Below are 14029 nucleotides of genomic sequence, written 5' to 3' on the forward strand. Positions count from 1 at the left end.
CACCGACCCGGGGACCTTCCGCATGTGTGAGGCTGTGCCCCATGCCCGTCGTCCGTGACCTGCGCGTCCTATTGCGCCTGCGGTACTTCCGACGTCTGCTGTACATCCGCCTCCTGTCCCAGGGCGCCGACGGCGTCTACCAGGTCGCGCTCGCCGCGTACGTCGTCTTCTCCCCGGAGAAACAGACCTCGGCCATCGCCATCGCCTCCGCGATGGCAGTCCTGCTGCTCCCCTACTCCCTGGTCGGCCCGTTCGCCGGAGTCCTGCTGGACCGCTGGCGGCGCCGACAGGTCTTCGTGTACGGCAATCTGCTGCGCGCCCTGCTGGCCGCGGGCACCGCCGCGCTGATGGTCAGCCAGGTCCCGGACTGGCTGTTCTACGTCTCCGCGCTGTGCGTCACGGCCGTCAACCGCTTCATCCTCGCCGGGCTGTCCGCGTCCCTTCCCCGCGTGGTGGACGCCGAGCGTCTGGTGCTCGCCAACTCACTGTCACCGACGGCCGGAACGCTCGCCGCGACCGCGGGCGGCAGTCTGGCCTTCGCCGTACGGCTCGTGGCGTCGGGATCCGACGCGGCTGTGGTCCTCCTCGGCGCCTTCCTCTATCTGTGTGCGGGCCTCAGCGCCCTCACCATGGCACCCGCCCTCCTCGGTCCCGACCAGCAGCCCAAACGCCCGCAGATGTCCACCGCCCTCGCCGACACATCACGCGATCTCATCGCGGCTGTCCGCCACCTGGCCGCACCCCGGCGGAGAGAAGCCGCCTGGGCGCTGGCCGCGATGACGCTGATGCGCTTCTGCTACGGCGCACTGCTGGTCCTTCTGCTCATGCTGTGCCGGTACGCCCTCTCCACGACGTCCGAGGAGGGGCTCCGGCTGCTCGGACTCGCGCTGGCGGTGTCCGGGGCGGGGTTCTTCACGGCGGCGGCGGTGACGCCGTGGGCAGCGGGGCGCCTCGGTCCCGGGCGGTGGATCGCAGTGTGCTCCGGCGCCGCCGCCGTACTGGAGCCTGCCCTCGGGCTGCCCTTCGCCGCCGGACCCCTCCTGATCGCGGCCTTCATTCTCGGTCTGATCACCCAGGGCGCCAAGATCGCCACGGACACCATCGTCCAGGCCTGTGTCGACGACGCATTCCGCGGCCGGATCTTCTCCGTGTACGACGTGCTCTTCAACGTGGCCTTCGTGGGCGCCGCCGCAGTGGCAGCCCTGATGCTGCCGCCGGACGGCCGCTCGACACTCCTGGTGGTCCTGGTCGCCGTCCTCTACGGCGCGGTCGCCACGGCCTTGGCCCGCTTCGAGCGTCGCTGAGACGATGACCGGGAAACGAAGAGGGCGATGTTTCACGTGAAACATCGCCCCTCGATGCCAGAAGCCCGCGCGGTGTTTCACGTGAAACATCGCCGACCGCGGCACGGCAGAGATCAGCTCTGCTCTGCCCACCAGTCCTTGAGAGCCGTCACGGCCGCGTCATGGTCCATCGGACCGTTCTCCAGACGCAGCTCCAGCATGTGCTGGTAGGCCTTGCCGACGACAGGGCCGGGACCCACCCCCAGGATCTCCATGATCTGGTTGCCGTCGAGGTCCGGGCGGATCGCGTCCAGCTCCTCCTGCTCCTGCAGCTGGGCGATGCGCTCCTCCAGGCCGTCGTAGGCCCTGGAGAGCGCGGACGCCTTCCGCTTGTTGCGGGTGGTGCAGTCCGAGCGGGTCAGCTTGTGCAGGCGATCCAGCAGGGGACCCGCGTCACGGACGTAACGCCGCACCGCCGAGTCCGTCCACTCTCCGGTGCCATAGCCGTGGAAGCGCAGGTGAAGTTCGACCAGCCGTGAGATATCCCTCACCAGCTCGTTGGAGTACTTCAGGGCGGTCATGCGCTTCTTGGCCATCTTGGCACCGACCACCTCGTGGTGGTGGAACGAGACCCGGCCGTCCTTCTCGAAGCGGCGCGTCCGGGGCTTGCCGATGTCGTGCAGCAGCGCGGCCAGCCGAAGCGTGAGATCGGGGCCGTCCGACTCCAGGGCGATCGCCTGCTCCAGGACGATCAGGGAGTGCTCGTAGACGTCCTTGTGCCGATGGTGCTCGTCCCGCTCCAGGCGCAGCGCCGGCAGCTCGGGCAGCACGTGATCCGCGAGCCCGGTGTCGGCGAGCAGGCTCAGTCCCTTGCGTGGGTGTGCGGAGAGAATCAGCTTGTTCAGCTCGTCCCGGACCCGCTCGGCCGAGACGATCTCGATGCGTCCGGCCATGTCCGTCATCGCGGTGACGACCTCAGGGGCGAGCGTGAAGTCCAGCTGGGCGGCGAACCGCGCCGCCCGCATCATCCGCAGGGGATCGTCCGAGAACGACTCCTCGGGCGTACCCGGGGTCCGCAGCACCCGGGCGGCGAGATCCTCAAGGCCACCGTGCGGGTCGATGAACTCCTTCTCGGGCAGCGCCACGGCCATCGCGTTGACCGTGAAGTCCCGGCGGACCAGGTCCTCCTCGATGGAGTCGCCGTACGACACCTCGGGCTTGCGCGAGGTGCGGTCGTAGGCCTCCGACCGGTAGGTGGTGATCTCGATCTGAAAGTGCCCGTCAGTGTCTCCGACACGGGCACCCTTGTGTGCGCCGACGGTACCGAAGGCGATGCCCACGTCCCAGACGGCGTCCGCCCATGGCCGGACGATCTTCAGTACGTCCTCGGGGCGGGCGTCGGTCGTGAAGTCCAGGTCGTTGCCGAGCCGGCCGAGCAGCGCGTCGCGCACCGATCCACCGACCAGGGCGAGCGAGAACCCGGCCTCCTGGAATCGGCGCGCGAGGTCGTCGGCGACGGGCGCCACCCGCAGCAGCTCGGCGACCGCGCGCTGCTGCGCCTGGCTCAGGGCAGAGGGAGTGTCTTCGTTGGGGTTCGGCACAACAGAAGAGGGTACGTGCCCCGGCGGCCGGGGGTGCCCTCCATTTCCCCCGGGGCGGCCCTGGCAGGAGCTGTGGACGGCTTCCGGCATACCCACCGTAAGCACTGCTCACGCGGCGTTCGGTAGCTCTCGCCTCGATACTGGATATAGAGGACGGACCGTCGAGGTTCCCCGATCTTGTGGAGGAGACCGCGGCACTTCCCCTCAGCGCACATCGTTACCATGCGTGGACGCACATTCCGACGACCACTGACGACGACGAGGGACGGGCGAGCGCGTGGCCGAGGCGGCAGACTTCCAGGGGACCAGTGCCTCACCTGCCCGCCGGTGGCTGCGGCGCACCGGCGCGCTGCTCGCGGGGGCGCCTCTGCTGGCCGGGCTGCTGCAGCTGCCCGCCGCGGCGCCCGCCCAGGCCGCGTCCTCGGACACGGTGTCCGTCTCCCTGGACTCGCTCGGCCCCAGCGCCCCCACCGACGGGGACACGCTGACGGTGTCGGGCACGGTGACCAACAACGGCAAGCAGACCGTCACCGGCGCCCACGTGGGTCTGCGGGTGGGCCCCCTGCTGAACACCCGCTCGGAGATCGACTCGGTCGCCCGGCACTCCGACGACCTGCAGGGCGGCACCGGCTCCGAGGTCGGCGGCAAGTACGAGGAGAAGTTCGCCAAGCTGTCCCCGGGCGTCGCCGAGCACTTCAGCATCTCCGTCCCCGTGGACAAGCTCGACCTCGGCGACAACGGCGTCTACGAGTTCGGTGTCTCCCTCTCCGGTCAGACCGCCGCGCAGCCCTGGGACCAGGTTCTCGGCATCCGGCGGACGTTCCTGCCGTGGCAGCCCTCCGAGGCCGACACCAAGACCAGGACGACGTTCCTGTGGCCCCTGCTCTCCACGGTCCACATGACGGCCAAGACGGGCGCCGGCGAACTCCAGACGCCTGTGTTCCTCAACGACGACCTGGCCAAGGAGCTGGCGCCGGGCGGCAGGCTGGCCCAGATGGTGGAGCTGGGCAAGGACCTCGACGTCACCTGGGTGATCGACCCGGACCTGCTGGCCTCGGTGGACAGGATGGCGACCGGCAACTACCGGCTGCCGGGGGACGGGGACACCACCACGCCAGGCCCTCGGGAGCACCAGGCCGTCGCCAAGCAGTGGCTGGCGAACCTGCAGAAGGCGGTGGCGGGCAAGGAGGTCGTCGCGCTCCCCTTCGGCGACCCGGACCTGGCGTCCCTCGCGCACAACGGCACCAGCGTCACCGGCTCACTCAGCCACCTCAAGGACGCCACCGACGTCGCGGCCACCACGGTCAACACCGTGCTCCACGTCACACCGAGCACTGACTTCGCCTGGCCGGTGGAGGGTGCCGTGGACCCGGCGATCATGAAGGTCGCGACCTCGGCCGGAGCCGACCGTGTGATCGCCCGCAGTGACAGCCTCCAGGAGACGGCCGGGCTGTCGTACACGCCTTCCGCCGCCCGCCCGGTCGGCGGTGGCACCACGGCGGTGGTCTCCGACGCCCGTCTCTCCACGGCCTTCGAGGACGATCTGACGAAGGCGGACTCGGCCACGCTCGCCGTGCAGGAGTTCCTGGCCCAGAGCCTCGAGGTGAACGCGCAGACGGACAAGCAGCGCAGCGTCGTCGTCGCCCCGCAGCGCATGCCCACGGGGAGCCAGGCGCAGGCGATGGCGGCGGCGCTGAAGGCGCTCCAGGGCGGGAACTGGTCCCAGTCCCAGGATCTCGGCGCGGCGGCCAAGGACAAGCCCGACCCGGATGCCACCACGCGCATCCCGTCCGGGTCCGCCTATCCGTCCTCGCTGCGCTCGCGGGAGCTGCCGCAGGCGGCGTTCGAGCAGATCGCGCGCACCCAGGGCAAGCTCGACAGCTTCCAGGTGATCCTCTCCGACCAGTCCCGCGTCGTGACCCCCTTCGGGCGGGCCATAAACCGGGAGATGTCGGCGTCGTGGCGGGGCAGGAGCGCGGAGGCGGGCAGCTACCGGGACGGCGTCGAGGGCTGGCTCGGCCACCTGGCCGACCAGGTCAAGCTGATCGACAAGTCGGAGACCAAGCTCTCCGGGCGCAGCGCCACCATCCCGGTGACCGTCCAGAACAACCTCGTCCAGCCCGTCGGCCATCTGGTCCTGCGCCTCACCTCGAGCATGCCGACCCGTCTGAAGATCGGCGGCAAGGCGTACTACGAGCAGCCGGTCGAGATCTCCGGCGGGCACAGCCAGTCCGTGAAGTTCACCACCTCGGCCAACGCCAACGGCCGGGTCACGGTGGTCGCCCAGCTCTACACCGAGGACGGCGTGAGGTACGGCGACCCCGTCAGCTTCGACGTGAAGGTCACCGAGATCACGCCCACCGTGATGCTGGTCATCGGCGGCGGCGTACTCCTCCTCGTCCTCGCCGGCTTCCGGATGTACACCCAGCGCAAGCGCGCCGCGGCCCGCCGGAACGAGGACGGCGCCGGCACGGCGGAAGAGACCACCGACGAGCCGGGGAACCCCGACGCCCCCGCGGATCGTCTCCCGGAAAAGCCGGAGGAATCCGGCTCCGCCTCCGGGGCAGACGACCCGGAGCACCCGAGTGACCCTGCGCCGGACACCGCACCGGAAAGCACCGACCCGTCCGGGACGGGTGAGAGAGTGGACCGTTGAGCGATGTCGTGGCCGGTGAGCCAGGGACGATGAGGTGGGGTAAGCATGAACGCGCCGTACGACGGTGATCGCGGCCAGGGCGCGGCCGGCTCGGGCTACCCCGAGACGCCGCCGGAGCCCGGTCAGGTACCGCCGCAGCAAGCGGCGGACATGTACCTCCAGGACGCCTACGACCAGGACCCCTACCGGGCGCACGACCTGGCCGCGCAGGACCCGGTCGCCGAGGCGCTCTACGACCGTGCCGCACACCCGCCGCCCCCTGCGGGCAGCTACGAGCAGCAGCAGCCGCTGTACGGCCCGCCCGCTCCGTCACCGTACGCGCCCGACCCGCGGGTGTGGGCGCAGACGCCGGCACCTGAGCCGGAGGGTGCGACCCCGTACATGCCGTACGGCGACGACCCGCGCACGACCCAGTTCGTGGGCGTGGACGACCTGGTCACGCACTCGGGCGAGGAGTACCACGAGCCGGACGCCTTCGCGCACCTCTTCAAGGACCAGCAGCAGAGCGGTGGGCAGGCGCCCGCGGGTCCGCCTGGCTTCTCCGGACAGGCCGCCGCTCCGGGCACCGGGTACGGTCCCGCCGGCCAGTACCCGGCGAACGGGCAGGGCGCCCCGTACGCCGAGGCCCCCTACCCGGCTGCCCCGGCGAACCCGATGCAGCCTCCGGTGCCCGCCCCGGCACCGGCACCGGATCCCGCAGGCCCGGACAAGGACGCGGCGCCCGTGGCGGTAGCGGCTCCCGCGGTTTCTGCCGCCCCCGCGAAGAAGGGCGGCAAGGCCGCCGGGCTGCTGAAGTCCAGTGCCGTGATGGCGGCGGGCACGATGGTCTCCCGCCTCACCGGCTTCATCCGCTCCGCGCTGATCGCCGCAGCGCTCGGCCTCGGCTTCCTCGCCGACTCCTTCCAGGTGGCCTACCAGCTGCCGACGATGATCTACATCCTCACCGTCGGCGGCGGGCTCAACTCCGTCTTCGTGCCGCAGCTGGTGCGGTCCATGAAGGAGGACGAGGACGGCGGCGAGGCGTTCGCCAACCGGCTGCTGACCCTGGTGATGGTGGCCCTGGCTGCGCTGACCGGTCTGGCGATGTTCGCGGCGCCGCTGCTGGTGCGGTTGCTGTCGCCCACCATCGCCAGCAACCCGGCCGCCAACGAGGTGGCGGTCACCTTCACCCGTTACTTCCTGCCCTCGATCTTCTTCATGGGCATCCACGTGGTGATGGGGCAGATCCTCAACGCCCGGGGCAAGTTCGGCGCGATGATGTGGACGCCGGTCCTGAACAACATCGTCATCATCGTCTCGCTCGGCTTGTTCATCTGGGTCTACGGCAGTGCCGCGAACTCCCACCTGGATGTCAACAACATCCCGCCCCAGGGGCAGCGGCTGCTCGGCGTGGGTGTGCTGCTCGGACTGGTCGTCCAGGCCCTGGCGATGATCCCGTACCTGCGCGAGACCGGCTTCCGGATCCGGCTGCGGTTCGACTGGAAGGGCCATGGCCTGGGCAAGGCCGCCATGCTCGCCAAGTGGACGGTCCTGTTCGTCCTCGCCAACCAGGCAGGCGCCATGGTCGTCACCCGTCTGTCCACCGCCGCCGGCAAGGACTCCGGCGTCAAGGGCACCGGCTTTGCCGCCTACGCCAACGCCCAGCTGATCTGGGGTCTGCCGCAGGCCATCATTACCGTGTCCCTGATGGCCGCCCTGCTGCCGCGCATCTCACGCGCGGCAGCCGAGGGTGACGCCGGTGCCGTCCGCGACGACATCTCGCACGGCCTGCGTACCACCGCCGTCGCCATCGTCCCGATCGCGTTCGGTTTCCTCGCGCTCGGAATCCCGATGTGCACCTTGATCTTCGGTTCCGCGGGCACCGGCTCGGCCACCAATATGGGCTACATGCTGATGGCCTTCGGTCTGGGCCTGATCCCGTACTCGGTGCAGTACGTCGTCCTGCGGGCCTTCTACGCCTACGAAGACACCCGCACCCCCTTCTACAACACCGTCATCGTGGCGGCGGTGAACGCGAGCGTCTCCGCCCTGTGCTACTTCCTGCTGCCGGCCCGCTGGGCGGTCGCCGGTATGGCCGCCGCGTACGGTCTGAGCTACGCGATCGGCGTGGGCGTCGCCTGGCGGCGGCTGCGCCAGCGGCTCGGTGGTGATCTGGACGGCACCCGGGTGCTGCGGACGTACGCCCGTCTCTGCATCGCCTCGGTGCCCGCGGCCCTGCTCAGCGGTGCGGCCTGCTACGGCATCGGGCGCACCCTCGGCCAGGGCGTCATCGGCTCCTTCGCCGCGCTGCTCGCCGGCGGTGCCGTCCTGCTCGGCGTCTTCTTCGTCGCCGCCCGCCGGATGCGCATCGAGGAGCTGAACTCGCTCGTGGGCATGGTTCGCGGACGTCTGGGCCGCTGAGGCGGGGGTAGGTGCACAACCATCGTCCGCCCCCGTGTGTCGTGCATAGCAGCGGACTGTGGGCACAATTGGTTTCGGCGTCGGACAGCGTGCAACGGATGGGGAGGCAGGGACGACGGTGGCGGAACGGAGCACAGCTGCCGTCGACGTGGCAGACAACAGCGGTGAGCAGCCGCTGACCGCCAAGGCGGACCAGTCCACGGCCGACGGGGTGGCCAAGAACCCGGAGCGGGATACGGACAGCGACGAGGCACGGGGGAGCGGCGGGACCGAGAGTCCTGGGAAGAAGGCCTCTCCTCCCGAACTGCACAGCGGTCACAAGCTCGCCAGACGCTACCGACTGGAGGAGTGCGTCACCCGTCTGGACGGATTCAGCAGTTGGCGTGCGGTCGATGAGAAGCTCCGGCGTGCCGTCGGCGTGCACATCCTTCCCGCGGACCACGCACGGGCCCGTTCCGTCCTGGCTGCAGCCCGTTCCTCCGCGCTGCTCGGCGATCCGCGCTTCGTCCAGGTCCTGGATGCGGTCGAGGAGAACGACCTCGTCTATGTCGTGCACGAGTGGCTGCCCGACGCCACCGAGCTGACCACGCTCCTCGCGACCGGCCCGCTGGAGCCGCATGACGCCTACCAGATGGTCAGTCAGGTCGCCTCCGCCATGGCCGCCGCGCACCGCGAGGGCCTCGCCCATCTGCGGCTCAACCCGAACGCGGTGCTGCGCGCCTCGACCGGCCAGTGGCGCATCCGGGGCCTCGCCGTGAACGCCGCGCTGCGCGGCGTCAGCTCCGACACCCCGCAGCGCACCGACACCGAGGCGATCGGCGCCCTGCTGTACGCGGCGCTGACCGAGCGCTGGCCGTACGAGAGCGACGCGTACGGTCTGTCCGGCCTCCCCAAGGGCGTCGGCCTGATCGCGCCGGACCAGGTGCGGGCGGGGGTGCACCGGGGTCTGTCCGAGCTGGCCATGCGCGCACTCGCCAACGACGGGGCCACCGCCTCCCGTCATGAGGCTCCGTGCACCACGCCGGAGGAGCTGGTGAAGGCGATCGGCGAGATGCCGCGCATCCGCCCGCCGGAGCCGGCGTTCACGGCTCCGCCCGAATACCAGCGCACGACCTACCAGCAGGGCACGTACGGCCGCCCGGCGCCGCACCCCGGCGTGGCCCAGCCGATCGTTCCCCCGCCGCCCCCGCTGCAGAGCCGCACCGGCAAGGCCCTGAAGTGGGCGGTGTCCGCCCTCCTCATCGCCGCCCTCGGCCTGGGCAGCTGGCAGCTGGCGGACGCCCTCATGGACCAGGATGGCAAGCCGGAGAACACCAACAAGAGCCAGACGACGGACGACGGCGGCAAGGGCGCCGCGAAGCCGAAGCCGCAACCCATAAAGATCCAGAACAGCCAGGAGTTCGTAGCCGAGGGCGGCTCCCAGAACCTCGGCGCCGAATCCAAGACCTACGACGGCGACCCGTCGACGTACTGGAAGACCAAGAGCTTCAACGAAGGTCCGACCATAGCGCCGTACAAGCCGGGTGTCGGCATCGTGTACGACCTCGGCTCGGCGAAGAAGCTCAGCACCGCCACCCTCGACCTGCGCTACGTGGGCGACCACACGACGGTCGAGCTGTACGCTGCGGACTCGCTTACGCCGGCGTCGCTGAGCTCCATGACGAAGATCGGCAGCGTCACGACCAGAGGCACCACCGCCACGGTGAAGGTCACCAAGTCGGTCAAGACGCAGTACGTCCTTGTCTGGCTGACGGCCGTGCCGAACTCGGGGTACGACTCCACCCTGTACTCCAGGGCCGGCTGGAAGCAGGCCATCGGCGAAGTGAAGTTCACGGGCTGACGTCGCACCCGGACCGGAGGGGGCAGATGGCGGAGGACGCCGGATACGACGGAGTGAGCGACAAGGACCTGCTCGCCCGCCATGTGGAAGGCGACTCCCATGCCTTCGGTGAGATCGTCCGGCGGCATCGGGATCGGCTCTGGGCGGTCGCGCTGCGGACGCTGGGGGACCGCGAGGAGGCCGCCGACGCGGTCCAGGACGCCCTGGTGTCGGCCTACCGGGCCGCCCACACCTTCCGGGGCCAGTCGGCTGTCACCACATGGCTGCACCGGATCACGGTGAACGCCTGCCTGGATCGTGCCCGCAAGGTGGCCTCACGGAAGACGTCGCCGGTCGACGACACAGAACGGCTGGAGCAACTGCTCGAGCCTCATGAGTCGGCTTCGGCACCGGCCGAGCGGAACGACGTGCACCGCCAGCTCCTCGAAGCGCTCGGCACCCTCCCGCACGACCAGCGGGCCGCCCTGGTCCTCGTGGACATGCAGGGCTACCCCGTGGCCGAGGCCGCACGGATCCTCGATGTACCGACGGGGACGGTGAAAAGCCGGTGCGCCCGGGGCAGAGCCCGGCTACTGCCTCTGCTGGCTCATCTACGGCCCGAAGGCTCCGGAAGCGGAAAGGAACCCGGCGCGGGACGGAACCGGGTGGAGGGGACATCCGTCCCACCGGCAACGGAGACTCCGAACGGGAGCCCCGAAAACACGGGACCGAGCGATTCAGCCGTAGTGAAGGGCGGAGGTGGGCGAGCGTGACGTCCACGACAGACACGGCCGGGCACCCGGACGTCGAGGAGATCTCCGACCTCACCGAAGGCCTTCTCCCTCCGGACCGCAGCAGCGCCATACGACAGCACCTCGACTCGTGCGAGCTGTGCGCGGACGTCCATGCCTCGCTGGATGAGATCCGAGGACTGCTGGGGTCCGTATCGGAAGCAGTGCGCATGCCGGCCGACGTGGCCGGTCGTATCGACGCGACGCTAGCCGCCGAGGCCCTGCTCAGCGCCTCCGAAGACGACACCAGCGGTCTTGTTTCACGTGAAACACCGGGTACGGCCTCTCGCCCCGCCGGGCGCCCGCAGGGGGCAACCGGGCCAGGGCGGAAGAAGAGCCGGCGCAGCCGCCGCAGGACCGTCGTTCTCGGGGGTGTTTTGACTGCGGCCGTACTGGGGGCCGGGGCCCTGGTAGTCCAGGTGTTCGGCAGTGGGACGTCGACACCGACGGCTCATGGCAGGCCGAGTCCGTCCAGCAGCGCGTTCTCCGGTGTCAGTGTCCAGAACCAGGTGCGGGACCTGTTGGCTTCGAACAAGGACACCGGTCAGCGACCACGCTCCGGCATCGACTCCGGACGGGACACGCCGGGGGGCACAGAGAGCGCCAACACGCTGCTCCGGACCGAGATCCCGGTACCCGGCTGTATCCGGCGGGTCATCCCCCGCAGTGACCACGCGCTGGCCTCGAAGGTGGGCACCTACGCCGGGAGGAGCGCCTACCTCGTCGTCGTGCCCGATACCCATGACAGCGCCCGGGTCACGGCCTATGTCGTCGACGCGGCCTGTATGAGCCAACCTCCCACGGCCTCGGGGACCGTCCTCCTGAAAGAGTCCTTCCCCCGCCACTGAAACGACTTGGCCGAGCCTGTCGACAATGAAAGGCCACGAGCCTCGAACTCGCGGCCTTCCACGTCGCCCACTTGTCTTGGTGGCAGCCACCTCGTTCGCCCGTGACACCGGTTCGCATCGAACACAGTTCCTATTGAACCGGAAGACGATCTCGCTGCGAGCCGTGCGACCCGGCCGTGCTCTCCCCCGCACTTCTGAGCCACTCCGGCAGTTCTGTCCGTGGCCTGGACGCATGCGTGCGCCCCGACACAGTGGGAATGCGCGCCCCGTAGGATCCGTTGGGTGGGGTGAGAGTTCTGAAAGGCGCTCCCCCCCGGTCGACCGACGCAGACCAGAGACGAGGAAACAAGCCGTGAGCGACGTCCGTAACGTGATCATCATCGGCTCCGGGCCCGCAGGCTACACGGCGGCGCTCTACACCGCGCGCGCGTCGCTGAAGCCTCTGGTGTTCGAGGGCGCCGTCACCGCCGGTGGCGCGCTGATGAACACCACCGAGGTCGAGAACTTCCCGGGCTTCCGCGACGGCATCATGGGTCCCGACCTCATGGACAACATGCGGGCGCAGGCCGAGCGTTTCGGCGCCGAGCTGGTCCCGGACGACATCGTCTCGGTCGACCTGGCCGGTGAGATCAAGACCGTCACCGACACCGCCGGCACGGTGCACCAGGCGAAGACCGTCATCGTCACCACCGGCTCCCAGCACCGCAAGCTGGGCCTGCCGAACGAGGACGCGCTCTCCGGCCGCGGTGTCTCCTGGTGTGCCACCTGTGACGGCTTCTTCTTCAAGGACCAGGACATCGCCGTGATCGGTGGCGGCGACACCGCGATGGAGGAGGCCACCTTCCTCTCGCGCTTCGCCAAGTCCGTGACGATCGTCCACCGCCGGGACACCCTGCGCGCCTCCAAGGCGATGCAGGAGCGCGCCTTCGGCGACCCGAAGATCAAGTTCGTATGGGACAGCGAGGTCGCCGAGATCCAGGGGGAGCAGAAGCTCTCCGGTCTGAAGCTGCGCAACGTCAAGACGGGCGAGCTGTCGGAGCTGCCCGTGACCGGTCTGTTCATCGCGATCGGCCACGACCCGCGCACCGAGCTGTTCAAGGGCCAGCTGGACCTGGATGAGGAGGGCTATCTGAAGGTCGCCTCCCCGTCCACCCGCACCAATGTCACCGGTGTCTTCGCCGCCGGTGACGTGGTCGACCACACCTACCGCCAGGCGATCACCGCGGCCGGCACCGGCTGCTCCGCTGCTCTCGACGCCGAGCGCTTCCTCTCCGCCCTCGCGGACGAGGACAAGGCGGAGCCCGAGAAGTCCGCCGCCGTCTGACCTTCCGTCTTCCCTCTTCCCCCTCGCCTCACCGCACGATCGAGTTAAGGAGCCCGCCGTGGCCGGCACCCTGAAGAATGTGACCGACGATTCCTTCGAGCAGGACGTCCTCAAGAACGACAAGCCCGTCCTGGTGGACTTCTGGGCCGCCTGGTGTGGCCCGTGCCGCCAGATCGCCCCGTCCCTCGAGGCAATCGCTGCCGAGTACGGCGACAAGATCGAGATCGTCAAGCTGAACATCGACGAGAACCCGAACACGGCTGCCAAGTACGGCGTCATGTCCATCCCGACCCTGAACGTCTACCAGCGCGGCGAGGTCGCCAAGACCATCGTCGGCGCCAAGCCGAAGGCCGCGATCGTTCGCGACCTCGATGAGTTCATCGCCGACTGACGTTTCACGTGAAACACGAATGGGCCAACCCCGAGGGGTTGGCCCATTCGTTTTAGGCCGCAGCACAGGCTCCTTTAGAGGGGCCGCAGTGCAGGCTCCTTCTGTACCGCTCCCAGAAGCCGGTCGAGCGCCATCTCCACGTCTTCCTTCCAGGAGAGCGTCGAGCGCAGCTCCAGGCGCAGCCGGGGATGTGTGGGGTGCTGCCGGACCGTCTTGAACCCCACGGCCAGAAGATGATCCGCCGGCAACAGGCAGGCGGGTTCCTTCCAGCGGGCGTCCCCGAAGGCCTCGATCGCCCTGAAGCCTCGGCGCAGCAGATCCTTGGCGACCGTCTGCACCAGCACTCGGCCCAGCCCCTGGCCCTGATAACCGGGCATGATGAACGCCGTCATCAGCTGCACGGCGTCCGGCGAGACGGGGCTTGTGGGGAAGGCCGTCGAGCGTGGGACATAGGCCGGAGGGGCGTAGAGCGCGAAACCCACCGGCACGTCGTCGACGTACACCACACGGCCGCACGACCCCCAGTCCAGCAGAACGGCGGAGATCCAGGCCTCCTTCTCCGGCGCGGAGGTGCCCGCCTTTACCGCCGCTTCACCGCTGACGGGGTCCAGCTCCCAGAAGACACACGAGCGACAGCGTGTGGGAAGGTCCTGAAGGTTGTCCAGCGTGAGCGGCACGAGCCGACGCCCCATGAAGGCTGTTCCTCGCTTCCTTCGCCCGCCGCATCACAAGCGGCTGTCAAAGCGCTCCGCTCCCTGAGCAGGCTGCCGACGAATCCGCCGACCGCTCCAAGACCCAGGCCCGCGCTCACCAGTCCGGTGCGGCTCATCGATCGCATGGCCCCGTCTCCCCATCAGAGATGCAGACGCTGTCCGGTGGAAGTGCCATACCCGATCGCATCGTATCCACGATGCGA

At 69.4% G+C, this 14029-nt stretch carries 10 protein-coding genes; 8 read left to right on the forward strand and 2 right to left on the reverse strand.

Going from position 1 to position 14029, the window contains the following annotated elements:
- The first annotated feature begins 41 nt into the window (after positions 1-41).
- Positions 42-1304 carry an MFS transporter gene (locus ACWC94_RS06215; RefSeq protein ID WP_450795196.1) on the forward strand — a complete coding sequence of 421 codons (1263 nt, stop codon included), beginning with the start codon at positions 42-44 and terminating at the stop codon, positions 1302-1304.
- A gap of 113 nt (positions 1305-1417) precedes the next feature.
- On the opposite strand, the gene ACWC94_RS06220 is transcribed toward ACWC94_RS06215, so the two are convergent.
- Positions 1418-2884, reverse strand: a complete 1467-nt coding sequence (locus tag ACWC94_RS06220) for a CCA tRNA nucleotidyltransferase (RefSeq protein WP_450795197.1) — start codon at positions 2882-2884, stop codon at positions 1418-1420.
- A 277-nt stretch (positions 2885-3161) separates the two neighbouring features.
- Here ACWC94_RS06220 and ACWC94_RS06225 point away from each other — a divergent pair, with 277 nt between their 5' ends.
- From ACWC94_RS06225 to trxA, 7 genes are all read left to right on the forward strand, one after another.
- On the forward strand, positions 3162-5540 hold the full coding sequence (locus ACWC94_RS06225) for a DUF6049 family protein (RefSeq protein ID WP_450795198.1): 2379 nt from the start codon (positions 3162-3164) through the stop codon (positions 5538-5540).
- 45 nt (positions 5541-5585) lie between these two features.
- The gene (gene murJ, locus ACWC94_RS06230) at positions 5586-7940 is read left to right on the forward strand and encodes a murein biosynthesis integral membrane protein MurJ (RefSeq protein WP_450795199.1); all 2355 of its coding nucleotides are present in this window, start codon (positions 5586-5588) and stop codon (positions 7938-7940) included.
- A 118-nt stretch (positions 7941-8058) separates the two neighbouring features.
- On the forward strand, positions 8059-9780 hold the full coding sequence (locus ACWC94_RS06235; protein WP_450795200.1) for a protein kinase family protein: 1722 nt from the start codon (positions 8059-8061) through the stop codon (positions 9778-9780).
- Between the two features lie 26 nt (positions 9781-9806).
- The gene (gene sigM / locus ACWC94_RS06240) at positions 9807-10532 is read left to right on the forward strand and encodes an RNA polymerase sigma factor SigM (RefSeq protein ID WP_450795201.1); all 726 of its coding nucleotides are present in this window, start codon (positions 9807-9809) and stop codon (positions 10530-10532) included.
- Positions 10529-11398 carry an anti-sigma factor family protein gene (locus ACWC94_RS06245; RefSeq protein ID WP_450795202.1) on the forward strand — a complete coding sequence of 290 codons (870 nt, stop codon included), beginning with the start codon at positions 10529-10531 and terminating at the stop codon, positions 11396-11398. The genes sigM and ACWC94_RS06245 overlap by 4 nt, the downstream gene beginning before the upstream one ends.
- A 352-nt stretch (positions 11399-11750) precedes the next feature.
- On the forward strand, positions 11751-12722 hold the full coding sequence (gene trxB / locus ACWC94_RS06250) for a thioredoxin-disulfide reductase (RefSeq protein WP_450795203.1): 972 nt from the start codon (positions 11751-11753) through the stop codon (positions 12720-12722).
- A 58-nt stretch (positions 12723-12780) separates the two neighbouring features.
- Positions 12781-13113, forward strand: a complete 333-nt coding sequence (gene trxA / locus ACWC94_RS06255; protein ID WP_450795204.1) for a thioredoxin — start codon at positions 12781-12783, stop codon at positions 13111-13113.
- Between the two features lie 74 nt (positions 13114-13187).
- On the opposite strand, the gene ACWC94_RS06260 is transcribed toward trxA, so the two are convergent.
- Positions 13188-13805, reverse strand: coding sequence for an N-acetyltransferase family protein (locus ACWC94_RS06260; protein ID WP_450795205.1), 618 nt, complete (start codon positions 13803-13805; stop codon positions 13188-13190).
- Between the last annotated feature and the right edge of the window lie 224 nt (positions 13806-14029).

Source organism: Streptomyces sp. NPDC001135 (assembly GCF_053598395.1).